Raw genomic sequence first — 21,503 nt, 5'->3', positions numbered from 1 at the left:
CGACCCCTGCGATGCCGACTCCGACAGCCGCAGCCGCTCTGCCCGCCATGATCACGCCGCCTTTCCCGGCTTGAGGACGACCTTGGTCCAGCCGTCGTCCCGATTGTCGAAGTGCTCGTAGGCGTCCGGTGCCTGCTCGAGCGGCAGCTCGTGACTGACGAGGAACGACGGCGTCGCCTTTCCCGCGGCGATCAGATCGCGGAGCCGGCGGTTGTACTTCTTGACGGGCGCCTGTCCGGTGCCCATGGTCTGGCCCTTGAACCAGTGCAAGCCGATGTCGAAGGCGATCCGCCCCTCCTTCGCGAGCCCGTCGGGACCACCGGGGTCCTGCGGGACGAAGACGCCGACGGTGCCGATCCGCCCGGTGAAGCGCACCGACTGGACCAGGCGGTTCAGCGTGAGGTTCGGCTGCTCGTCGCCGCCGGAGTCGTGCGCCTGATAGCCGACGCACTCGCAGCCGTTGTCGGCGCCGAGCCCCATGGTGTACTCCAGGACGGCCTCCACAGGATCGACCTTCGAGTCGTCGATGGCGATCGCGCCGAGGGACTCCGCCAGTCGAAGACGGTCCGGGTGCCGATCCACGACCATGACCTTGCTCGCACCCTTGATGGTGGCGGACAGCGCGGCCATCAGTCCGACGGGGCCGGCACCGTAGATCACGGTCTGGTCCCCGGGCTTCACCCCCGCCATCTCCGTCGCGTGATAGCCGGTCGGGAAGATGTCGGCGAGCATCACGTAGTCGGCGGCCTTCTCCTCCGCGTCCTCTCCCAGGCGGAGGCAGTTGAAGTCCCCCCAGGGCACCCGCAGCAGCTCGGCCTGGCCTCCGGCCCACGGTCCCATGTCGGCGAAGCCGTAGGCCGCACCGGCCCACTCGGGGACGGGCTGAGCGGTGAGGCAGTAGTTGGTCAGCCCGCGCTCGCAGTTCTTGCAGTGCCCGCACGCCACGTTGAACGGCAGGACGACGTGATCCCCCACCGCGACCTTGTCGACGCCGTCGCCGACCTCGATCACCTCGCCCATGTTCTCGTGACCGAACCACCGCCCGGTCTCGAAGCTGGTGCGCCCCTCGTACATGTGCAGGTCCGACCCGCAGATGTTCGTGGTCGTGATGCGCACCAGCACGTCGGTGGAGCGCTCGATCCGCGCATCCGGGACGTCTCTCACCGCGACTGTGCGCGGCCCCTCGTACACCACTGCTCTCATGCTCGTTCCCCTCCCGTGCGCGACGTGCTCTCGAACGTTCCGCGGCCCGGTCGACCGCGCGACACGCCCATGTCACGCCCTGCGGAGAGGGGAGCGCCATCGGCAGACCTGCCGATGCGGTCTGCCGTCGAGGGGGTCCCCGTGAAGGGGCTCCTGGTGGTACCCCAGTAGCACCGGTCTTCGGACAATCCCTCCGTTTCCCCTGCCCCTGGTCCTGAGGTGGTCGAGTCCCGTGTCACGAACTGCTGCGCTCCAACTCGCCGAGACGGCCGCGCGCCCCGGCCCGGTCCGCGAGCGGGCTCAGGCGATGCTGGACGAGCTGCACCAGCACATCCCCTTCGACGGCGCGTGGCTGGCACTGGCCGAGCCGAACGGCACGGGGTACCGCTCGGTCGCGAGCACCGACCTCGACGAGTCCTGCGTCCGCTACCTGAGCGGTCCGCAGATGGCGCTCGACATCGAGAGGACCGGTGCGGATCGCGATCGGCCCCCCACCAGCCTGTCGGACGTCCCCTACTCCCCGAGGGACCTGCAGACCTGGGCGGAGTGCCTGCTCCCCGCGGGATTCCACGAGACCCTGTCCGTCGCTCTGTTCGAGGACGGGGGCCGGCACGTGGGCTTCATGACGGTGCTGTTCCGGAGCGCGGAACCACCGTCGCCGGCGGTCCGCCGACGCCTCGCTCGACTCGTGCCGACGCTCACGTCGGGCATCGACCCCGTCCGCTCGCTCGCCGCGTCGGCCTCGGTCGTCAACGGAGCCGGAGCAGGCGTGGTCCTCCTGCCCGACCACGGCGTCGCCTCCCTTCCGGGCCTCTCCGCGGACGAGCTGCTCGCCGCCGATTCGGCTCTGATCGACGCTGCGAGGGACGCCCTCGCCGAGGGGCGGAACTACGCCTCGTTCCTGTGGCCCCGCGGACGCCGGCAGTCGCCGGACGGCTACGTGCGGGTGACGGTGCTGGCCTGCGAGAGAGACCTCGCCGCAGTGAGCCGCGGAGTCGTCGTGCTCTCCCCCGCGACACGCCTGCGGGGCCTGACACCGCGGGAGCTCGAGGTGCTGGGCCACGTGATCGAGGGGTGCTCCAATCTCGAGATCGCCCGGGCGCTGAGAGTCGCTCCCCGCACGGTCGCCGCTCACCTCGAGCACATCCTGGTCAAGCTGGACGCCACGTCGCGCACGCTCGCCGCCGTCCGCGCCGAGCGCGCCGGCCTCTACGTCCCCCTCTCGCGAGCCCGGGCCGGAGGAGTCCGCCCCGGATCAGCTCGGCGCGGAGCATCACGGCACTCCGCGACCGGACGACGAACCACCGATCGGAAAGGAACCGTCATGTCCCACCTGTCCGTCAAGGCCGGTGTCGCCGCACTCGTCGGCGCAGCCGTCGCGGCGATCGCCGCGCTCCTCGGTGTCCCCGATCTGTCGCCTCTGCTCGGCTGGGCGATCGCCGCGGCGGTCTTCCTCGTCTGGGCCTGGTCGACGGCGTGGCCGGCCGACCCGGAACGCACCCGCGACCTCGCCCGCCACGAGGACCGGTCCCGGAAGCTGGTCGACTCGCTCATCATCGCCGCCACCTTCCTCAGCCTCGTGCTCGTGGTCATCGCGCTCCTCCGCAGCCAGCAGAAGGACCCCGTCGGATCCGCGGCCGCGATCCTCGCGGTCGTCGGGGTCGTCGCGGCCTGGGCGCTCATCAACACCGTCTACGCCTTCAAGTACGCGCGCATGTACTACCTCGACGACCACCACCGCTTCGACTTCGACCAGGACGAGGAGCCGTCCTACAGCGACTTCGCCTATACCGCGTTCTCGATCGGGATGGCGTACAGCGCGAGCAACATCACGCAGTCCTCCACCCCCTCACGCCGCATCGCCCTGGCCCACGCTCTGCTGTCCTACTTCTTCGGCACCTTCGTCGTCGCCGTCGCCATCAACCTGATCACCAGCCTCACCCAGGGAGGGTGAGGAGCGCGGCACATCGTCCGTCTCGGGGCCGCGTCCGCGAACCTCGTCGGAAGCGAGTACCGGATCCCCGTACTGCGGGAAGCATGCTGGGCGGTGCATCGCATCGGGCGGCGACCCTCAGCCCGCGGTGGCGCCCGGAGGAGTGGTGACGAGCAGGTAGCGGGCCGGACCGTCGGCGTCCGCCGGCACCGACCAGCGGTGCGGGCGCGTCGTCTCGATGGTGATCGATCCGCCGGCCGACACCGCGTGCGAGGCGCCGTCGGCGTAGGTCAGCACGGCGGTGCCCTCGGTGACGAAGACGAACTCCTCGCCCTGGTGCTCGAAGTCGACGTCGTCGGACTGCCCCGGCTGCGCGGTGAAGAGGTACGCCTCCGTCCGCCGGCCAGGTCCCCCCGCGACCAGCCGCGCGCGCGGGGCGTGCGGCGCGTCGCTCGCGCGCAGGTGCGCCTCCGGCGTCGTGTCGTCGGAGGAGGCGATCGCCGGCACCAGCTCGGCCGGCGGCACGTCGAACGCGGCGGCCAGCGCGTAGAGGGTGGAGAGACTCGGCAGCAGGCGGCCGTTCTCGAGCTTGGAGAGGAACGGCTGCGAGACCCCGGCCTCGGCCGCGAGCGCGCGCATCGAGAGTCCGCGCGCGGTGCGCAGGGCGCGCACGAGCAGGCCGATCTCGGAGGCGAGGGCGGGGGCCTCCGCGGCGTCGTCGCTCATCGGTCCTCCCGGCGGTGCTCTTGCGGCAGGTGATTACTCCTGGTTATCATCGGCCACGGTGATAACGCCAGGTTATCAGCCCTCCGATCGGGAGCATCCGATCGCCGTCGAAGGGCAGCACCGTGACCAAGCAGATCTTCCTCGGCGCGTTCGAGGAGTTCACGCCGAACTTCATCAGCAACGCCTGGCACCACCCGCGCGGCGACACCCGCGACTTCGCCACCCTCGAGTACTGGCAGGACCTCTCCCGGAAGCTCGAGGACGCCGGCTTCGACTTCCTCTTCCTCGCCGAGGCGCTGGGCTACCCGATGAGCGGAGACGACGTCCCGGAGGTGGTGATCCGCGAGGCCGTGCAGGTCCCCGTCCACGATCCGCTCGCCCTCGTCGGCGCTCTCGCGGCGACCGTCGACCGCCTCGGCTTCGTCGTCACCGCCTCCACCACCGCACAGCAGCCCTACCTCAACGCCCGCACCTTCACCACGCTCGACCACCTGACGAAGGGCCGCATCGCCTGGAACATCGTCACCTCCGACAACCAGGTCGCGCTCACCAAGCTCCTCGGGCACGACGGAGTCACGCCCCACGACAAGCGCTACCGCCGCGCGACCGAGTTCGTCGAGCTGTGCCTGAAGCTCTGGGAGGGCGCCTGGGAGGACGACGCGGTGGTCTACGACAAGGCCACCCGCACCTACGCCGACCCCGCCAAGGTGCACCGCATCACCCACGAGGGCGAGTACTTCCGCTACGACGGCTACTTCCCGGCGATCCCGTCGGTGCAGCGCACCCCGCTGCTGCTGCAGGCGGGCACCTCCTCCGCCGGCCGCGCCTTCGCCGGCCGGTACGGCGAGTGCGTCTTCATCCAGGACCGCGACCTCGGCAAGGCCGCCGCCACCGTGGCCGACCTGCGGGCGAGGGCCGAGGCGAACGGCCGCGACCCGCGGCACATCACGGTCCTCCCCTCCGTCTCGATCATCGTCGGCGACACGGAGGAGGAGGCGGCCCGCCTGCGCGCCGAGCTCGACGCGACGCCCTCGCGCGAGGCCGCCGCCGCGCTGTTCATGGGGTGGAGCGGCGTCGACCTGATGTCGTTCCCGCTCGACGCGACCCTCGCCGAGGTGACGACCGAGGTCGGGCAGACCATGCTGGCGATGTTCCAGCAGCCCGAGTACAGCCCGACCGTCGCCGAGATCCTCGACGTGATCACGTCCTCGATCGGCGGCATGCGGGTCACCGGCACCGCGGAGTCGGTCGCCGATCAGCTGCAGGAGATCGTCGACCGGACCGACGTCGACGGCTTCCTGATCGAGTACACCTACGGCTCGTGGGAGACCTACCGGGACTTCGCCGAGCAGGTGATGCCGCTGCTGCGCGAGCGCGGAATGCTGCCCGGGACGCCCCGCTCCGGATCGATGCGCGAGCGGATCCTCGGCCGCGGCGTGCCCACGCTGCCGGCCGGGCACCCCGGCTCCGCGTTCCGCGCGGGCGAGGCGCGGTGACCCGCCCCGTCCGCCGCTGAGCCGGGTCCCGGCCGGCGGCCGGCGGACGCGCGCTCGGCTGGACCGTCACCGATGAGCGAGCCGCTCCCCTCCGGGGCGGGCCGGCGGCCGGACGGTCACGGTGAGGGTCCGAGCCCGGCCTGGAGGCGCAGCCCGTCGAGCAGCAGGTCGAGTCCGGAGCGGAACACGTCGAGGTCGTCGTGCGTCGCCATCTCGTCCGCGACCTGGTGGGTGAAGGGGAACTCCTCGGGGTCGAGGGCCCGCCAGCGGTCGGCGAACAGGGCCAGGAACTCCAGCCGGTCCAGCCCGCTCTCGAGGAACTCCTTGGGCGGCGGCTGTGCGAGGTCGATCGCGACGCCGACGACGTAGCTCACGATCGACGACGCCGCGTGGAAGCGCTGCCGAGGCGTGAGGTCCAGCCTCATCAGCTGCTGGCCGATCCGCTCGTGCATCGCCATCGAGTTGGGCTGCAGGCCGTTGTTGCGGAGCATGAACTGGCCGAACCACGGCCGGCGGACGAACTCGTCGAACAGCGCGAGGGCCAGGGCGCGCAGGTTCGCCACCGGGTCGGCACCGTGCGTGAGCGGCTCGCTGTCCTCGAGGACCCGGCCCATCACCTCCTCGGTCGCCCGGTCGAGCAGCTCGTCGCGGCTCGAGACGTACCAGTAGATGCTCGCCACCCCGCCGCCGAGCCGTGCCGCCAGAGCCCGGAAGGTCAGCGCCGGCTCCCCCGCTTCGTCGAGGATCGCGATCGCCTCGGCGAGCACCGTGTCGAGCGAGTGCGACGCCCGCCGTCGACCCCGCGCACGGTCGGGCGGCGCACTGCCGCGCTCGGTCTCCTTCGATCGATCCGCAGGCATGTCTTGCATCTTATCGAACGTGGTTCTATGTTATCGAACGTCGTCCGATTCTCGTACGGCGTTCGATTGAAAGGTCCGCCATGAGCTCCCTCGTCGCCGTCTCCACCAAGCCCACCGCCTACACCTCGCTGCGCGCCGCGGCGCTCCCCCTGGCCGCGCTCTGCCTGGCCTTCTTCGTCGAGATGGTCGACAACACGCTGCTCTCGATCGCGCTGCCCACGATCGGGCGATCGCTCGACAGCGGGACGGCCGGACTGCAGTGGGTGACGGGCGCCTACTCCCTCACCTTCGGCGGCCTGCTGCTGGTCGCCGGCTCGGCCGCCGACCGGTTCGGCCGGCGGCGCGTGCTGCTGACCGGCCTCGCGGCCTTCGGCCTGATCAGCCTGGCCGTCGTGTTCGTCACCGACATCGGCCACCTCATCGCGCTGCGGGCGCTGCTCGGAGCCGCCGCTGCGGCCATGGCGCCCGTCACGATGTCACTGATCTTCCGCCTCTTCGACGACGAGAAGCTGCGCATGCGCTCGATCACGATCGTGATGATCGTCGGCATGTCCGGATTCGTCCTCGGCCCGATCCTGGGCGGCACGGTCCTCAGCCACTTCAGCTGGCAGTGGCTCCTGGTCGTCAACGCGCCGATCGCGCTGATCGCCTGGATCGGCGTCCGCGCCGGCGTGCAGGCCGACCGGCGCGCCGATCTCACCTCCGAGCGGCTCGACCTCCCCGGCGCCGCCCTCGCCGTCACGGCGATCGGGCTGGGCTGCTACACCCTCACCAGCGGCGTGCAGGACGGCTGGCTCTCGCTCGTCACGATCGCCTGCGCCCTCGGCACGGTCGCCGCGATCGTCGGCTTCGTCCTCCGCGAGCGGCGCGCGGCCTCGCCGATGCTCGACCTCGCGCTCCTGCGCACCGGACCCGTCCGAGGCGCGGCGCTCACGCAGCTCGCCGCCTCGATCGCGTTCGCCAGCGTCCTGTTCGGTCTGATCCTGCACTTCCAGTACGCGTACGGCTGGAGCCCGATGCAGGCCGGCCTGGCGAACCTGCCGATCATCGTCACGATGATCGCCGCGACGCCGATCGCGGAACGGCTCGCCGCCCGCCTCGGCCACCGCCTCGCCTGCCTCGTCGGCACGGCACTGCTGGTGGGCTCGCTGCTCGGCCTGGCCTGGGCGGTGGACCACGGCTACCTCGCGATCGCCGCGATGATGGTCCTGCTGACGATCGGCCTGCGGACGATCATGACCATCTGCGCGGTCGCCCTGATCGAGGCGATGGACGAGAACCGCACCTCCCTCGGCGCCGCCCTCAACGACACCTCCCAGGAGCTCGGCACCAGCCTCGGCACCGCCGTCGTCGGCACCCTGGTCGCCGCTCTGGTCACCGAGGCCCTCCCGTCCGGCGCCTGGAGCTCCGACCTCGTCCAGTCCTTCTTCGCCGGCGAGCGGATCATCTACGCGGCCGTGGCCGTCCTCGTCGGCGTGATCGCGACGATCGGCTCGCTCTCCCTGACCGACTCGCGGGCCACGGAGGAGCCGGCGCCGTCCGAGACCGCCCGCACCGCGGACTGATCCCGGACCGCGGCGGCTCCCGACCGCTCGGACCGTCAGCCGCGCTGCGCCAGCGCCGCGGCCAGGGCGGAGCTCGAGGCCGCCGAGCTGCCGATGCGCCAGTCGACCTCCTTGTCGTGATCGAACCAGACCACGCCGGTGACGTCGGGCTGAGCGCCGAGGTAGGACACGAGCGCCGAGTTCCAGGCGGCCTTCGAGCCGCCCGACTCCGCGGACGCCGTCTCCGCGATCAGGATCGGCACCCCGGGCGCCAGTGCTCGGAGCTGAGCGAGACCGTCGCCGAAGAGCGCGGACGGCTCGGTCCAGCTGCTCCAGGAGGCCGCGGTGCCCCAGTTGTACCCGTCGAGCGCCACCACGTCCACGTACGACGCCCCGGGGTAGAGACCCGGGAGCGCGGTCGAGCCGGCGTACGGGATGTTCGGGCTCCACACCCACGACACGTTCGAGGCGCCCTGCGCGGAGACCACGTCGTGCACGTGCCTCCAGGCGGCCGCGAAGGAGCCGGGCGCATTGCCGTTCACCCCCTCCGACCACGGGTACCAGTCGCCGTTCATCTCGTGCGCGTACCGCAGGAGCACCGGCTTCCCCCACGAGGCGAGCGCCGCACCCCACTCCCGGAGGAAGGGGTCGAAGTCGCCCGCCAGGATGCGGGCGTTCGAGTACGCGGGCTGCGCGACCCCGCCGCCCCAGCGCCAGGGCTCCCAGGTGACCAGGCTCGTGGCGCCCCGGCTGGCGACGCTGTCGAGCCCGGCGATCGGAGGCGCCTGGCCGAAGTCCTGATAGGAGAGGACGATCGACGGGCTCTCGCCCACGAGCCGGGCGACGGCGTCGAGCTCGCTGTTCGCCGCGGCACCTCCGGGGGTCGAGACGCCGAAGCGCAGGCGCGAGGTCCGCTGCGGAGGGACCGCCGTCGGCGTGCTCGTCGTCGCTCCCGGACCGGCCGTCGTCGAGGCCCCGCTCTCGGTCACCGTGAAGGGTGCCGAGGCGACGCGCCCCGCGACCGACGCGGACACGGTCAGCACTCCCGCGGTCGTCGCCGGGACGACGACGATCGCGGAGAACGAACCGGCGGCGGTCGTGCTGAAGACCGTCCTCGCGGATCCCGCGGACACCGCTCCCTGCGTCTTCTTCGCGAACCCGGTGCCGGAGACCGTCACCGAGGTGCCGACCGGTCCGCTCGAGGGCGACAGCGAGAGCGTCGCGGTCGCCGCCGAGGCGGGAGGGGCGGGGACCGTCAGCGCGCCGAGCAGCACGAGCAGGCCGAGGAGGAGAGCGGGAAGAGCGCGCGGAACGGCCATGACGTCTGGCTCCTTCGGGCAGCCGATGGTGGTCCTTCGAACCCTAGGGACGCAGCGCTCGCCCCCTCGGCGGCGAGCACCCCGCGTGCGGGGACCGGCGACCGGGAGCATTGCTCCGCCGCCGTCTGCGGCGCGGCGCCGCCGTCACAGGGCGGGCAGGGCGATCCGGGCGTCGTCCCTCCTCCCGGCGTGCAGGCGCTGCACGAGGGTGCGGAGGATCGTGGCCGTCACCAGCCGGTCGGCGACGCCGCGAGCGGCCAGTCCGAGGCGCGTGCGGGGGTAGGCGAAGCGGACGAGAGCCCGGGGCGTGCGTCCGACCCGGTCGGCGAGGGGCCGCATCCACTGCTCGTAGGCGGCGAACGCGGCCGCCGGGTCGGCTGCCGCGGTGGGCGCCGCGAGCGCGGCGGCGAGGGCGTAGCCGCCGACCAGCGCGAGGGAGGCGCCGCCGCCGCCCATCAGGGTCACGCACCAGGCCGCGTCGCCGACGAGGGCGACCCGGCCGCGGTGCCACCGGTCGACGCGGATCTGAGTGAGCTGGTCGAAGTAGAGGTCGTCGGCGTTCTCGAAGGCGTCGAGGACCCGGGGCGCCTGCCAGCCGACCCCCGCGTAGCGCGCCCGCACGCGGGCGAGGGCCTCCGCGCGGTCGACGCCGAGGAGGTCCTCCCCCGGCGCGTAGGCGAGGATCGCGCGGGTGGTGCCGTGGTTGTCGGGACGCAGGTGCACCGATCGGCCGCCGATCGCGTTGAACCAGCGCCACGTCCGATCGTCCGACGCGGTCCGGGGGATGGTCCCCACCGCCATCGTGATGCCGAGGTCGCGGCGGTGGATCGAGGCGGCGGGGAAGAGCCGGTCGCGCGTCGTCGACCGCGCGCCCTCCGCCACGACGAGGACGTCCGCCTCCAGGCGCCGCCCCGCCGTCGTGGCGATGCTCACCCCGGTGGCGTGCTCCTGGACGTCCGCGACCGTGTCCGCGTAGACCACCTCGACGTCCGCGACGGCGTCGAGGACGATCCTCGCGAGATCGCCGCGCAGCACCTCGAGCTCCGCCGTCGCGCCCTCCGGACCGTCGGAGGGGAGGGTCGCGCGCACCGCTCCGTCGGCGTCGACGACGACCGTGCCCGTCTCGGTCGTGGTGGCCGCTCGCACGGCGTCGAGGAGCCCCATCCGCTCCAGGACGTCCTTCGCGAGTCCGCGGACGTCGACGTTCTGCCCGCCGTCGCGGAACCGCGGCGCGCGCTCGAGGACGATGACGTCCCAGCCCGCCCGCCGGAGCCAGAACGCCGTGGACAGTCCGGCGATGCTCGCTCCGGACACGACCGCGCGGGGGCGGGTCTGCTGGTCCGTCATGGGGATCCTCTCGCTCGAGACCGGCTACTCAAAGCGAACGCCGGTGCTGTTTGCGACACTAACAGACCGGATACGCTGTTTGCATGCCTCGGCTCAAGGACAGCACCCGCCTGGAGCGGCGCCGCCGGATCGCGGCGGCCGCCCTGGACTGCTTCGCGGAGAACGGCATCGCCGGCACGACGATGGCGGACATCATCCGGGCGTCCGGCCTGTCCTCCGGAGCGATCTACTCCCACTTCGACAGCAAGGCCGATCTGCTGCGGTACGTGATGTCGACGATGCTCGAGGAGCGCTTCACCGCGATCGGCGACGCCCCGGAGGCCGCGCCCGCGCCCACCCCGGAGGCGCTCGTCGCGCGCCTGCTCGACGGAGCGGCCGCCGACCGCTCGCGGACGTCCGTGCTCGTGCAGGTCTGGGGCGAGATCGCGCGGGACGGCGACCTCGCCGCCGTGGCCGAGGAGAACCTGGCGCACCTGCGGACGCTCCTCGTCGGCGGCCTCCGGCCCTGGGCGGAGCAGCGCGACGGCGCGGAGCTCGGGCTCGCGACGGCGACGCGGACCGCCGACCTGGTGATCGCCGTCTCGTTCGGCTACGCGACGCTGCTCGCCCTGCGGCCCTCCGTCGACCCCGAGGAGCTGCGCGGCCACCTCCTCGGCGCCCTCCGCCTGTCCGGCTGATCCCCCGCCGGCGCGGCGTCCTGCCCGGCCGGCTCCCCGGCGGGCCAGGAGCGGCGGGCGAGGACGGCCCCGAGCAGGGCGAGGACCAGGAGCGCGGCGGCGGCGCCGGGGAGGCTGACGGCGCCGATCCAGCCGGCGAGGGGGTAGGTGATGAGGAAGCAGGCGTGGGAGAGGGAGAACTGCGCGGTGTAGATCGCGCTGCGGTTCTCCTCCGTCGCCGCCCGCATCAGCAGTCGCGAGGAGGGCGTGCCGATGAGGGAGTTCCCGGCGCCGAGGACCGCCCAGGTGCCCAGGAGCAGCCACCAGGCGCCCGGCCAGGTCGCGGAGAGGAGGGTCATCGCGATCGCGAGGGCGAGGCCGGTGATCGCGAGGACGCTGCCGGCGAGCATGACCCGCCGGTCGCCGTACCGGTCGATCAGCCGCGGGACGTTCAGGGCGACGAGGAGGGAGCCGCCGCCGTAGCAGGCGAGCGCGAGGGCGAGGCTGGAGTCGCCGAGCGCGAACACGTCGCGGGCGTAGACGACGGTGTTGACGAGCACGAGGGCGGTCGCGGCGCCGACGGTGAGGTTCAGGCCCATCAGGAACCGCAGCGACGGGGTGCGGGCGAACACGCGGACGCCGGCGGTGGTCCGCTGCCAGAGGTTCCCGGGGGCGGCGACCTCGGGCCGGCCCGGCAGCCGTGTCGTCACGACGAGGATCGCGGAGCAGAGGAAGCCGATGACGGTGCCGAGGAAGAGGTCGCTGGAGCTGATCACCGTCAGCAGGACCGCCGCGAGGATCGGGCTGACGAGTGCCTCGAGGTCGTAGGCGAGTCGGGAGAGGGAGAGCGCCTTCGTGTACTCGCGCTCGTCCGAGAGCACCACGGGGATGAGGGACTGGAACGCGGGCGTGAACGTCGCGGACGCGGCCTGGAGGACGAACACGAGGATGTAGATCTGCCAGACATCCGTCAGGAACGGCAGCGACAGCGCGACGGCGGCGCGGATCAGGTCGGCGCCGACGAGGACGACCTTCTTCGGCAGCCGGTGCACGAGCGCCGCGATCACAGGAGCGACCCCGACGTAGGCGACCATCTTGATCGTCAGCGCCGTCCCGAGGACGGCGCCCGCCTGCGCGCCGGCGAGGTCGTAGGCGAGCAGGCCGAGCGCGACGGTGAGCAGGCCCGTGCCGATCAGCGCGATCACCTGAGCGGCGAACAGCGAGCGGTAGGCGCGGGAGCGCAGAACGGACAGCACGCGAGGACTCCTGACGTCGGGGCGCCCCAGCCTATACCTGCACGATCGTGAAGGTACGCAGGTTTGCAGCATCATCCGCAGGCACCTCGGGAGAGGGCAGGATCCCCACCGGCACCCGTGACAGGATCGGCACATGAAGGACGACCGCGCCCCGGACGAGCAGGACAGCCAGTACGTCGAGCTCGCCGTCGAGGTCTTCGCGATGCTCGCGGACGCCACCCGCGTCCGCATCGTCCTCGCGCTGAGCGACGGCGAGCGCTCCGTCACCGAGCTCGCGACCCTCGTCGACAAGAGCCCCACCGCCGTCTCGCAGCACCTCGCGAAGCTCCGCCTCGCCCGCATGGTCACCACCCGCCACGACGGGACCCGCGTCTTCTACCGCCTCGTCGACGAGCACGCCCGCCGCCTCGTCACCGACGCGATCCACCAGGCGGAGCACTCCGTCGAGACCCTCCCCCGCCACCACCGCGCCGGCCCCGGTGCGAGCGCCGACGCCGACCGGCGCGCCGGGATCGCTCGACTCGTCTGAAGCCCCGCCGCTCGTCGACTCGCGGCGTCAGTCTCCGCGCACCAGTGCGTGCAGCGACCGCGTCATGCTCTCGACGAAGGCGTCCCGGGTGGCGTCGTCCACGAGGGCGAGCGAGAGGTACGGGTTGAGGTCCTCCAGTTCGACGAGCAGCAGCTCGCCCTCCCGGGTGCGGCAGGCGTCCACCCGCTGGACGCCGTGCTCGACGTCGTTCCAGTCGACGAAGCGCTGCGCGAAGTCCCAGTCGGCTCGGGTCGCGTCGTACGGCTCGAGTCGCCAGCGCGCGGCCGGATCCGGAGCGAAGAGCGCGTACTGCGGTGTCCGGTCCACGAAGCAGAACGAGATCTCGTGCGCGAAGTCGATGCGGGGCTGCAGGAGGCGGCCCTCGAGGTCGAGCCCCGGAAGGTCGTCGCGCGTCACGAACTCGAGGCCCAGGGAGTCGGCGCCGAACCGCGGCTTGACCACGAACTCCTGCACCGCCGGCAGCCGGTCCAGCTCGCTCAGGTCGTCGACCGTGGGGATGACCGGGTGGCCGGCGGTGAACAGGTCGAGCAGGTACTGCTTGCCGATCTGGTCGGCCTTGCCGCGGAGGTCGGTGAACACCGGGACTCCGCTCGCTCGGATCGCGGCCCGGAGCGCCTCGTACCCGGCCAGGTCGTGGATCACCGGACCGCTGTTGCGGACCACGACGAGGTCGAAGCGGTCCAGGAGGCGGCGGGCGGCCGAGGGGTGGCAGATCGCGACGTCGAAGTCCCCGCCGAGGCGCGCGGACAGGTCGATGTCCTCGTCGCAGTACCGGCGCCCCTCGGCCTGGTAGCCCAGGTCGCTGACGTAGAGGAGGCGGGGACGGGTCGCGTCGGTCACGAGCAGCAGCTTCCTCCGGCGGATCCGATGTCGGTGGAGCACACGCCGGTCTCGGGGAGCACGAGCTGCACCCGCCGAGCCGCGGCGTGGTCGCCCGCGAGCTCGTCCGCGATCGAGCGGACCTGCTCGTAGCCGGTGACGAGCAGGAACGTCGGCGCTCTGCCGTACGACTTCATCCCGGCGATGGAGAAGTCCGGCTCGGGGTGCGCGAGCTCGGCGACGCCGTGCGGGTCGACCGTGCCGCAGGAGTGCAGGTTCGGGTCGATCAGCGTCGCGAGCGCGCGCGGCGCCTCCACCATCTCGTCCAGGGAGATGCGGATCTCGCGCAGCATGCCGAGGTCGGGACGGAACCCGGTGGCCTGCACGACGACGTCGGCCTCGATGCTCTCGCGCTCCTTCCGGCGCCGCCCCATCACGGTGACACCGCCGGAGGGCGCCTTCTCGAGGCGGTCGATCTCGAAGCGGTCCAGGAGGGTGATCGCGCCGTCGCGGACGAGCCGGTGGAGCGGGTGCGGTCCATGCCCTCGCGGCTCACGGCGGTCACCCGGGAGCGGTAGCGGATGACCGGAGCGAGCTGCGGCGCTCGTCGGCGCGGGGTGGGACGGTCAGGAGCATCGTCATGGCGGGATCCTCGGCTCGTCGGGTCAGCGGCCGGCGGGCAGCAGCTCGGCCAGCAGCGCCTCGACGCGGGCCTTGATGTCGTCGCGGATCGGACGGACCTCGTCGAGCGACTTGCCCTTGGGGTCCGTGAGCGACCAGTCCTCGTAGCGCTTGCCGGGGAAGATCGGGCAGACGTCGCCGCAGCCCATGGTGATCACGGCGTCCGACTCGCGCACCTGCTCGGTGGTCATCAGCGTGGGCACGGCCTGCGAGATGTCGATGCCCTCCTCCGCCATCGCCGCGATCGCCATCGGGTTGATCTGGTCGCCGGGCTCGGACCCGCCGGAGAGGACCTCGACAGCGCCGTTCGAGAGGGCGCGCATGTAGCCGGCGGCCATCTGCGAGCGTCCCGCGTTGTGGATGCAGACGAAGAGGACGGTGGGGGCGGTCATCGGAACTCCTGGGCGTCGACGGAACGGGGCGGCCGCATCGATCTCCGTCGATGCAGGCACGGCCGACTATATCGACACGCGTCGATCCATGGGAAGATGGGGCATGGCCGTTCTCGAGATGCTCCCCCTGACGGACGTCGCCGCCTGCTGCGCACCGCTGACCCGCGAGGCGATGAGCACGGAGAACGCCGAGAAGCTCGCCCGCTCGCTGCGCGCGATCGCGAACCCCGCGCGGCTGCGACTGATCTCGATGATCGCCGCCCACGACGGCCAGGAAGCGTGCGTGTGCGACCTCACCGAGCCGCTCGGACTCGGCCAGTCCACCGTCTCGCACCACCTGAAGGTCCTCGTCGACGCCGGGATCCTGACCCGCGACAAGCGGGGGACCTGGGCCTACTACCGCCTCGTCCCCGGCGCCCTCGACTCCCTCGCGGCGCTCATCGCCGCCGCCTGACGTCGCGGCGATGCGACCCGGAGCGGCGTGAGAACGCCGCCCCCGCGCACCTCGATCCGAGGCGACCTCGTCGGGCTGGTGACGCTCGTCCCGCCTCCCCTGGTCGGGCTCCTGCCGCAGTGATCGCAGCGGCAGTGGTCCCGGCCGTCCGATTCCGGACATGACCGCTAGAGGGCATTGCCCCCGCGACCGGCACCTGTCACGGTCGCAGAGCGACCGACGACGGTCCACCGACGCGAACGACCGGAGTTCTGATGAGCGATCCCCTCCTGACCGACGACAGCACGAGCGAGATGACGCCCGAGGTGCTGGCCGCGTTCAGCGACGCCTGGAGCCGCCACGACCTCGAGGCGCTGATGAGCCACGTCACCGACGACTGCGTCTACGGCGCGTCCGTCGGTCCCGAGCCCGGCCGGACCTGGTCCGGCAAGGAGCAGGTCCGCGAGGGCTTCGCGCTCATGCTCGCCTTCGACACCGGCCAGGAGCGGCACGAGGAGGGCGAGCCCCTCATCTCCGGAACCCGCGGGGCCGCCACCTGGTCCTTCACCGGGACCGGACCGGACGGCGCACCCCAGGTCACGCGTGGCTGCGACATCTACGAGTTCCGCGGCGGGAAGATCGCCCGGAAGGACGCGTTCCGGAAGGTCTACCAGGCCGACGCGCCCTCCGACTGACGCACGACGCGCCGTCCGGCTGACGCGCGCAGGGCGGAGGATGGCCGGGTGAACCGCACCGATCGTCTCTACGGCCTCGTCGAGGAGCTGCGGGCGGTCTCGCCCCGGCCGCGGAGCGCCCGTCGCCTCGCCGAGCGATTCGAGGTGTCGGTGCGGACCATCGAGCGGGACCTCTCCGCGCTGCAGCAGTCGGGTCTGCCGATCTGGGCGGAGCCCGGCCGGACGGGCGGGTACGTCATCGACGCGTCCGCGACACTCGGCCCGGCGGGATTCACGCTGGACGAGGCCCTCGCAGTGCTGATCGGCCTCGGTGCGCTGCAGCGCAGTCCCTTCCGTCACGCCGCCCGGAGCGCCGCCCGCAAGGTGCTCGCGGTCATGCCGGAGGGGGACGCCGCACGCGCGGGTGCGGTCGCGTCGCGGGTGTACTTCCTCGAGGGCGGCGAGGACGCGGCCGTTCCCGCGGAGTTCGCGGCGGCTCTCCGAGCGGACCGGGTCGTGCGGCTGCGCTACCGGGACGGCAGCGGCGCGGAGTCCGTCCGCGACGTCGAACCGCTCGGCTCGATCGGGAAGGACGGCCAGTGGTACCTGATCGCGTGGTGCCGATTGCGGGACGGGGTGCGGGCGTTCCGGGGTGACCGGATGCTGTCGGTCGAGGTGACCGGGGAGCGGCCTCCGCAGCGCGCCCTCCGCGTCGAGGACCTCGCGATCCAGGACGGGCGGCTGCGGTCCGTCCTCGGCGACTGACGCTGCGCCGGCGATCTCCCGGAAACACCGACAGGACGGTGTCGCGACGACCGGCGAGGCTGGGGCCCTCCCATCATCCGCTCCCGTCACCGGGCTCACCGAAGGAATCCCATGTCGTTCGCCTCCGTCCGCATCATCACCGACGACCTCGACGGCCTCGTCGCCTTCTACGAGCGGGTCACCGGCCGGCCCGCCGAGCGCCCGGCACCCGTCTTCGCGCAGTTCAGCGGACCGGGTGGAACCCTCGCGATCGCCGCCGCGGGGACCGTCGCGATGCTCGACGGAGCCCTCACCCCCGCGACGAACCGCTCCGTCCTCCTCGAGTTCGAGGTGGCCGACGTCGACGGCGCCTTCGCCGCGCTCGGACTCTCCGGCGAGGACGTGGTGCTCGAGCCGACCACCATGCCGTGGGGCAACCGCTCAGCCCTCGTCCGCGATCCGGACGGCACGGTCGTGAACCTGTTCAGCAGGCCCGCCCGGTCTTGACTCCGACGCTGCGTCAACCCGCGGCGCCTGATCGATCCTCCGCGCAGGAGGACCGGCGACCCGCGACGGGGATGATCGCCCGAAGCAGCCAGCGGAGCCGCGGGCGACCAGCGTGTCATCGCGCTCCAGACTTAGCCTGCCTCCGGCCGCTCCGATGGCGACGACGAGTTGCTCCAGGCAGCGTCGGCGACGGACGACCTCCCCGCCGAGACCGCGCGGAGCTCGGAAGATCGTCACCGTGAGCTCGAGCAGATCGGAGATCGCAGACACAGAAGCGACGAAACGGCACAGCAGAAACATCGACGTCACGCCCCGGACCACCGCAACCCGAGAAGAAACTCGCCGCCCCGATGAACGCCGACCCCGATGCGCCGGTACACCTCTGCGAGTCGCCGATCGCCGGCGACCGAGAGTCTCAAGGAGTACCCGATGAACAGGACGTTCAAGGTCGGCATCACCGCTGTCGCCGTCGCGAGTGTGATGGCCGTGGCCCCCGTGCTGGCCGGTGCGAGCAGTGTCGCTCCCGCCGTCGCGACCAGCGATTCCAGCAGCGCGCTGGTCAGCGCCGCCCGCTCGGTGGCCGCCAAGCTGCGCGTCGTCGGTCTCGCCGACGGCGGCACGACGCTCGTGCAGTTCAACCCCACCAAGCCCGGAACGGTCACCGGCAGGGTCGCCGTCACCGGTCTCACCGGCGGCGACACCTCGCTCGTCGGCATCGACTACCGCGTCCAGGACGGCAAGCTCTACGGCGTCGGGAACACCGCGGCGAGCGCCGGCGTCTACTCCATCGACACGACCACCGGCGTGGCCACCCCGGTCACCCGGCTCACCGTGGCGCTGAGCGGCTCGACCTTCGGCGTCGACTTCAACCCCGCCGCCAACGCGCTCCGCGTGATCAGCGACACCGGCCAGAACCTCCGCCAGCCGTTCGCCACCCCCGGCGCCGCGACGGTCGCCGACGGCGCGCTGAGCTACGCCGCGCCCGCCGTCGCCACCGGCGTCAACGGGGCCGCGTACACGAACAACGATCTCGACCCGAACACCGCGACGACCCTCTTCGTCCTCGACACGGCGCTCGACCAGATCGCCATCCAGTCCCCCGCCAACGCCGGCACGCTGGCGCCGACCGGGAAGCTCGGCGTCGATGCCGCGGGCGTCACCGGCTTCGACATCTACTCCGTCCTCCGCAACGGCGGCTCCATCGCCTCGATCGGCCTCGCCGCCGTCAACGGGTCGCTCTACGAGGTCGGCGTGCTCAACGGCACGGCCACCCGACTCGGCACCATCGGCGCGGACGTCACCGACATCGCGATCCCGCTCGTCCAGCGCTGACCCGGACCCGGCGGCGTCCTGATGATCGGCCTCGGCGGCACCCTCGCGCTCACGGGGTCCACGAGCTGACGGGGTCCACGAGCCGATCGCCGCGATCCTGCTCCCGCCCGGTCCGAGCAGCACGAAGGCCCGCTCCCGAGTCCGGGGGCGGGCCTTCGTGGTCGGGAGCGTCCCGGGGCGGTGGCTACACGCCGCGGCTGGCCCAGACGGCACGGCCGAGTGCGTCGTACTCGACGAGGTTGCCGTCGTTCTGCATGACGAGGCGGAAGGGGCCCCCGCCGAAGAACGCGGGCTCGGTGCCCCAGTGGCCCTTCCCCTCGCCGGACTCGGGCGCGTAGATGGTCAGGTAGCCGTCGAGGTCGAGGCCGAGGACGCTGTCGGGAATCGAGGTGCCGGAGGACCAGTCGGCGCCGCGGGGTCCGTAGACGACGAAGTTGCCGTCGCGCTGCATGACGGCCCGCCAGGCGCCGCTCGTCGAGGTCAGCTGCTCATCGATGAGAAGGAAGCCCTCCGGCAGGGTGTCGCGCCGGAGCTGACCGTCACTGCTCCAGATCATCTGGCGGGGCGACGCGATGACGAGGTTCCCGCCCGGGTTCAGGTTGAGCGTGGCGCCGGGGTTGCCGGCGGTTCCGGAGGACCACTTCACCGAGCTGTCGCCGCCGTAGATCACGGCGTTGCCGTCGGTCTGCATGACGAGGGTGTTGCCGACCCCGCTCGTTCCGGTCGACCACAGCACGGAGCCGCCGCTGTAGACGACGAAGTTGCCGTCGGCCTGCAGGATCGCGCGGCTCGGTCCGGCGGTGAGCTGCTCGTCGGCGAACAGGGTCTGACCGGATCCGAGGGTCGGCGCGTCGGGAGCGGCGATGCGGCCGTTCACGCTGCTCGCCCAAGCGGGGGAGCCGCTGTAGCGGTAGACGACGAGGTTGCCGTCGTCCTGGATCCACAGCGTAGAACTGAAGTCGTTCGTGCCGGTGAACCAGACGGGGCGGCCGGCGGCGTCGTAGATGACGAGGTTGCCGTCGGTCTGCATGACCAGGCGCTCACCGCGGCCCTGGGTGCCGGAGCTCCAGGTCGCGCGGCCGGCGCTGTAGACGACCGCGTTGCCGTCGTCCTGGAGGACGAAGCGGACGGCGCCGTTCGCGGAGAGGAGTCCCTGTCCCTTGACGAGCTCCGACCCGGGGCTGAGGCTGGCGGGCTCGTAGACGGCCGCCGAGGCGGCGGCCTCCGTCGACAGCGGCGCGGTCGCCGCGAAGGCCGGGGCCGCGCCGGCGAACAGGCTGCCGGTCAGCGCCAGCGCGGCGAGTCCGGAGACGAGGGGACGGGAGAGGGAAGGCGTCATCGCGATGCTCTTTCGGTCGGTGGTGGGTGGTGGGAGACGGGCGATCGAGCGTCGATCCCCACCTGCCCCGGTCCGGCGGGGCCGGACGGAGGAGCGCGGTCCGCGGGCTCGCAGCACAACTGTCCGATGTCTATCAGCGCGGCGCCCGGGGGCGCATCCCCCGTCCGGCGGGCGCCGGTCTCAGGCGCGTCACGACCGCGGTACGGCGACGACCCCGAGACGACCGGTTCCGGCGCCCGGATCACTCGCGGTCGAGCCAGTCGGTGATCGCGCCGACCACCCGGTCGAGATCGGACTCGAGCAGGAAGTGCCCGCCGTCGACGAGCTCGACCCGTGCGTGGGGCGCGTCGCGCGTGAAGGCCTGAGCGCCGGCCGCGGCGAAGATCTCGTCGTTGCGCCCCCAGACGGCGAGGACGGGGACCCGGGATGTGCGGAGCCAGGCCTGCACGGCGGGGTACAGCTCGCGGTTGGCGGCGTAGTCGCGGAAGAGGGCCAGCTGCACATCGTCCTGCCCGGGGCGGGCGAGGAGCGCGAGGTCGTGCTCCCAGGCGTCCGGATCGACGGCGGTGGGGTCGGTGACCCCGTGGGTGTACTGCCACTCGACGGCCTCGCGGCCGAGGGCCGGCCTGAGGGCCTCGCGCGTCGCGTCGGTCCGCTCAGCGGCGTCCGCCCAGATCGGGTCCCAGAAGCCGGGGACGAAGCCCTCCTCGTAGGCGTTGCCGTTCTGCGAGATCACGCCGACGACCGCCGCGGGGTCGGCGAGGGCGAGGCGCCAGCCGACGGGGGCCCCGTAGTCCTGGACGTAGATCGTGTACCGGGAGACCCCGATGGTCTCGAGGAAGCGGCCGGTCGTCTCGGCCAGGGCCGCGAAGGTGTAGTCGAAGTCGTCGACGGAGGGCGCGGACGAGCGTCCGAAGCCGAGGTGGTCCGGCGCGATGACGCGGAAGCGCCCCGCGAGGGCGGGAATCAGGTGGCGGAACATGTGCGAGCTGCTCGGGTATCCGTGCAGCAGCAGGAGGACGGGGGCGTCGACGGGCCCGGCCTCCCGCCAGAAGACGTCGAGCCCTCCCACGGAGACGGTGCGGTGATGGACGGCGACCATGGCTAACCCTTTCAAGTAGATTTACTGGTTAGCAGGACGCTAGCATGGACGAACGGGCCACTCGGCGCGGGAGAGCGGGAAGCGATGGACTGGGACGAGGAGCTGCTCCTGGCGGTGCTGAACAGCGCGCCCGTGGTCGACGGCCGGCCGACGGACGACCTCGGTGACGCGTCCGGGCGGGAGCTCGCGCGACGGTGGGGCGGCGTCGGCACCGAGCACGAGCTCGACCGGCTGCGCAGTGCCCGCGACGCGCTCCAGGCCGTCGTGCGCTCGGGCGCACCCACGGCCGTGGCGGAGCTCTCGGGCGTGATCGCCGACGCCGTGCGCACCCCGCGCGTCACCGCTGAGGGTGTCGAGTGGGAGCTGAGCGCTCCCGAGGCCGATCGCCTCGCGGTGGAGGCGGTCCTCGCCTGGTCGACCGTCAGCGCCCGGTTCCCGGGGCGGCTCCGCGCGTGCGCGAACGACGAGTGCAACCTCTTCCTCCTCGACCGCAGCCGGCCCGGCACCGCGAAGTGGTGCTCGATGGCCACCTGCGGCAACCGGATGAAGGCCCGCGCGCACGCGAACCGGTCGCGGGGCTGACAGCGGCC

21 protein-coding genes and 1 pseudogene are annotated in these 21,503 nt (G+C 72.3%); 11 read left to right on the top strand and 11 right to left on the bottom strand.

All coding sequences use genetic code 11. The annotated features are described in order from the left end of the window. Positions 1-51: 51 nt before the first annotated feature. Complete coding sequence (locus GTU73_RS01695) at positions 52-1,164, bottom strand: glutathione-independent formaldehyde dehydrogenase (protein WP_347877744.1); 1,113 nt, start codon at positions 1,162-1,164, stop codon at positions 52-54. Positions 1,165-1,435: 271 nt separating this feature from the next. Here GTU73_RS01695 and GTU73_RS01690 point away from each other — a divergent pair, with 271 nt between their 5' ends. Then, positions 1,436-3,157, top strand: coding sequence for a DUF1345 domain-containing protein (locus GTU73_RS01690; RefSeq protein ID WP_160086413.1), 1,722 nt, complete (start codon positions 1,436-1,438; stop codon positions 3,155-3,157). A gap of 117 nt (positions 3,158-3,274) precedes the next feature. On the opposite strand, the gene GTU73_RS01685 is transcribed toward GTU73_RS01690, so the two are convergent. Further along, positions 3,275-3,862 carry a helix-turn-helix domain-containing protein gene (locus GTU73_RS01685; protein WP_160086411.1) on the bottom strand — a complete coding sequence of 196 codons (588 nt, stop codon included), beginning with the start codon at positions 3,860-3,862 and terminating at the stop codon, positions 3,275-3,277. A 122-nt stretch (positions 3,863-3,984) separates the two neighbouring features. Here GTU73_RS01685 and GTU73_RS01680 point away from each other — a divergent pair, with 122 nt between their 5' ends. Further along, a complete protein-coding gene (locus GTU73_RS01680; protein WP_160086409.1) occupies positions 3,985-5,358 on the top strand; it encodes an NtaA/DmoA family FMN-dependent monooxygenase in 1,374 nt (457 codons plus the stop codon). Positions 5,359-5,474: 116 nt separating this feature from the next. Here the strand turns inward: GTU73_RS01680 and GTU73_RS01675 are convergent, their stop codons facing one another. After that, on the bottom strand, positions 5,475-6,218 hold the full coding sequence (locus GTU73_RS01675) for a helix-turn-helix domain-containing protein (protein WP_160086407.1): 744 nt from the start codon (positions 6,216-6,218) through the stop codon (positions 5,475-5,477). Positions 6,219-6,298: 80 nt separating this feature from the next. On the opposite strand from GTU73_RS01675, the gene GTU73_RS01670 reads away from it, so the two are divergent. Next, positions 6,299-7,783 carry an MFS transporter gene (locus GTU73_RS01670; RefSeq protein ID WP_160086405.1) on the top strand — a complete coding sequence of 495 codons (1,485 nt, stop codon included), beginning with the start codon at positions 6,299-6,301 and terminating at the stop codon, positions 7,781-7,783. Between the two features lie 35 nt (positions 7,784-7,818). On the opposite strand, the gene GTU73_RS01665 is transcribed toward GTU73_RS01670, so the two are convergent. Both GTU73_RS01665 and GTU73_RS01660 read right to left on the bottom strand, forming a co-directional pair. Then, positions 7,819-9,081, bottom strand: coding sequence for a glycosyl hydrolase (locus tag GTU73_RS01665; RefSeq protein WP_160086403.1), 1,263 nt, complete (start codon positions 9,079-9,081; stop codon positions 7,819-7,821). A 144-nt stretch (positions 9,082-9,225) separates the two neighbouring features. Next, the gene (locus GTU73_RS01660; RefSeq protein WP_160086401.1) at positions 9,226-10,428 is read right to left on the bottom strand and encodes an FAD-dependent monooxygenase; all 1,203 of its coding nucleotides are present in this window, start codon (positions 10,426-10,428) and stop codon (positions 9,226-9,228) included. A gap of 83 nt (positions 10,429-10,511) precedes the next feature. Here GTU73_RS01660 and GTU73_RS01655 point away from each other — a divergent pair, with 83 nt between their 5' ends. Beyond that, the gene (locus GTU73_RS01655) at positions 10,512-11,105 is read left to right on the top strand and encodes a TetR/AcrR family transcriptional regulator (RefSeq protein WP_160086399.1); all 594 of its coding nucleotides are present in this window, start codon (positions 10,512-10,514) and stop codon (positions 11,103-11,105) included. On the opposite strand, the gene GTU73_RS01650 is transcribed toward GTU73_RS01655, so the two are convergent. Beyond that, positions 11,018-12,340 (bottom strand): MFS transporter, encoded by a 1,323-nt coding sequence (locus tag GTU73_RS01650; protein WP_160086397.1) that lies wholly within the window; start codon positions 12,338-12,340, stop codon positions 11,018-11,020. The two genes, GTU73_RS01655 and GTU73_RS01650, sit on opposite strands and share 88 nt — an antisense overlap. A gap of 133 nt (positions 12,341-12,473) precedes the next feature. On the opposite strand from GTU73_RS01650, the gene GTU73_RS01645 reads away from it, so the two are divergent. Continuing rightward, positions 12,474-12,869 carry a metalloregulator ArsR/SmtB family transcription factor gene (locus GTU73_RS01645; RefSeq protein WP_160086395.1) on the top strand — a complete coding sequence of 132 codons (396 nt, stop codon included), beginning with the start codon at positions 12,474-12,476 and terminating at the stop codon, positions 12,867-12,869. Between the two features lie 27 nt (positions 12,870-12,896). Here the strand turns inward: GTU73_RS01645 and GTU73_RS01640 are convergent, their stop codons facing one another. The 3 genes and pseudogenes from GTU73_RS01640 to GTU73_RS01630 form a co-directional block, all read right to left on the bottom strand. Next, the gene (locus GTU73_RS01640; RefSeq protein ID WP_160086393.1) at positions 12,897-13,730 is read right to left on the bottom strand and encodes a hypothetical protein; all 834 of its coding nucleotides are present in this window, start codon (positions 13,728-13,730) and stop codon (positions 12,897-12,899) included. Beyond that, positions 13,727-14,116 (bottom strand): annotated as a pseudogene (locus GTU73_RS01635) (flavoprotein); the annotation flags it as partial. The pseudogene GTU73_RS01635 and the gene GTU73_RS01640, both read right to left, overlap by 4 nt. A 258-nt stretch (positions 14,117-14,374) precedes the next feature. Next, positions 14,375-14,782 (bottom strand): arsenate reductase ArsC, encoded by a 408-nt coding sequence (locus tag GTU73_RS01630; protein WP_160086391.1) that lies wholly within the window; start codon positions 14,780-14,782, stop codon positions 14,375-14,377. Positions 14,783-14,885: 103 nt separating this feature from the next. Here GTU73_RS01630 and GTU73_RS01625 point away from each other — a divergent pair, with 103 nt between their 5' ends. The 5 genes from GTU73_RS01625 to GTU73_RS01605 all read left to right on the top strand — a co-directional run bounded on the left by GTU73_RS01625 (position 14,886) and on the right by GTU73_RS01605 (position 18,472). Then, the gene (locus GTU73_RS01625; RefSeq protein WP_160086389.1) at positions 14,886-15,236 is read left to right on the top strand and encodes a metalloregulator ArsR/SmtB family transcription factor; all 351 of its coding nucleotides are present in this window, start codon (positions 14,886-14,888) and stop codon (positions 15,234-15,236) included. 254 nt (positions 15,237-15,490) lie between these two features. Next, a complete protein-coding gene (locus GTU73_RS01620; RefSeq protein WP_160086387.1) occupies positions 15,491-15,910 on the top strand; it encodes a nuclear transport factor 2 family protein in 420 nt (139 codons plus the stop codon). Between the two features lie 48 nt (positions 15,911-15,958). Continuing rightward, positions 15,959-16,654: a WYL domain-containing protein gene (locus GTU73_RS01615; protein ID WP_160086385.1), complete on the top strand. Its 696-nt coding sequence runs from the start codon at positions 15,959-15,961 to the stop codon at positions 16,652-16,654. Positions 16,655-16,765: 111 nt separating this feature from the next. Further along, complete coding sequence (locus tag GTU73_RS01610) at positions 16,766-17,140, top strand: VOC family protein (RefSeq protein WP_160086383.1); 375 nt, start codon at positions 16,766-16,768, stop codon at positions 17,138-17,140. Positions 17,141-17,569: 429 nt separating this feature from the next. Next, positions 17,570-18,472 carry a DUF4394 domain-containing protein gene (locus tag GTU73_RS01605; protein ID WP_208543717.1) on the top strand — a complete coding sequence of 301 codons (903 nt, stop codon included), beginning with the start codon at positions 17,570-17,572 and terminating at the stop codon, positions 18,470-18,472. A gap of 184 nt (positions 18,473-18,656) precedes the next feature. Here the strand turns inward: GTU73_RS01605 and GTU73_RS18995 are convergent, their stop codons facing one another. Both GTU73_RS18995 and GTU73_RS01595 read right to left on the bottom strand, forming a co-directional pair. Further along, positions 18,657-19,811 (bottom strand): hypothetical protein, encoded by a 1,155-nt coding sequence (locus GTU73_RS18995; RefSeq protein ID WP_208543716.1) that lies wholly within the window; start codon positions 19,809-19,811, stop codon positions 18,657-18,659. A gap of 241 nt (positions 19,812-20,052) precedes the next feature. After that, a complete protein-coding gene (locus GTU73_RS01595; protein WP_160086381.1) occupies positions 20,053-20,913 on the bottom strand; it encodes an alpha/beta hydrolase in 861 nt (286 codons plus the stop codon). Between the two features lie 84 nt (positions 20,914-20,997). On the opposite strand from GTU73_RS01595, the gene GTU73_RS01590 reads away from it, so the two are divergent. After that, positions 20,998-21,495, top strand: coding sequence for a CGNR zinc finger domain-containing protein (locus GTU73_RS01590; protein ID WP_160086379.1), 498 nt, complete (start codon positions 20,998-21,000; stop codon positions 21,493-21,495). Positions 21,496-21,503: the final 8 nt, after the last annotated feature.

It is taken from the genome of Rathayibacter sp. VKM Ac-2804, from assembly GCF_009866655.1.
GTDB lineage: Bacteria > Actinomycetota > Actinomycetes > Actinomycetales > Microbacteriaceae > Rathayibacter.
Note: the sequence above shows the minus strand (reverse complement) of the source record. Positions and strands in the feature narration are given on the sequence as shown.

Excerpts from the sequence above, each read along its gene's own strand:
- GTU73_RS01675 (WP_160086407.1), bottom strand. The coding sequence starts at position 6,218 with ATGCCTGCGGATCGATCGAAGGAGACCGAGCGCGGCAGTGCGCCGCCC.
- GTU73_RS01610 (WP_160086383.1), top strand. The coding sequence starts at position 16,766 with ATGTCGTTCGCCTCCGTCCGCATCATCACCGACGACCTCGACGGCCTC.
- GTU73_RS01665 (WP_160086403.1), bottom strand. The coding sequence starts at position 9,081 with ATGGCCGTTCCGCGCGCTCTTCCCGCTCTCCTCCTCGGCCTGCTCGTG.
- GTU73_RS01660 (WP_160086401.1), bottom strand. The coding sequence starts at position 10,428 with ATGACGGACCAGCAGACCCGCCCCCGCGCGGTCGTGTCCGGAGCGAGC.
- GTU73_RS01655 (WP_160086399.1), top strand. The coding sequence starts at position 10,512 with ATGCCTCGGCTCAAGGACAGCACCCGCCTGGAGCGGCGCCGCCGGATC.
- GTU73_RS01625 (WP_160086389.1), top strand. The coding sequence starts at position 14,886 with ATGGCCGTTCTCGAGATGCTCCCCCTGACGGACGTCGCCGCCTGCTGC.
- GTU73_RS01685 (WP_160086411.1), bottom strand. The coding sequence starts at position 3,862 with ATGAGCGACGACGCCGCGGAGGCCCCCGCCCTCGCCTCCGAGATCGGC.
- GTU73_RS01670 (WP_160086405.1), top strand. The coding sequence starts at position 6,299 with ATGAGCTCCCTCGTCGCCGTCTCCACCAAGCCCACCGCCTACACCTCG.
- GTU73_RS01595 (WP_160086381.1), bottom strand. The coding sequence starts at position 20,913 with ATGGTCGCCGTCCATCACCGCACCGTCTCCGTGGGAGGGCTCGACGTC.
- GTU73_RS18995 (WP_208543716.1), bottom strand. The coding sequence starts at position 19,811 with ATGACGCCTTCCCTCTCCCGTCCCCTCGTCTCCGGACTCGCCGCGCTG.
- GTU73_RS01605 (WP_208543717.1), top strand. The coding sequence starts at position 17,570 with ATGAACAGGACGTTCAAGGTCGGCATCACCGCTGTCGCCGTCGCGAGT.
- GTU73_RS01620 (WP_160086387.1), top strand. The coding sequence starts at position 15,491 with ATGAGCGATCCCCTCCTGACCGACGACAGCACGAGCGAGATGACGCCC.
- GTU73_RS01590 (WP_160086379.1), top strand. The coding sequence starts at position 20,998 with ATGGACTGGGACGAGGAGCTGCTCCTGGCGGTGCTGAACAGCGCGCCC.
- GTU73_RS01645 (WP_160086395.1), top strand. The coding sequence starts at position 12,474 with ATGAAGGACGACCGCGCCCCGGACGAGCAGGACAGCCAGTACGTCGAG.
- GTU73_RS01630 (WP_160086391.1), bottom strand. The coding sequence starts at position 14,782 with ATGACCGCCCCCACCGTCCTCTTCGTCTGCATCCACAACGCGGGACGC.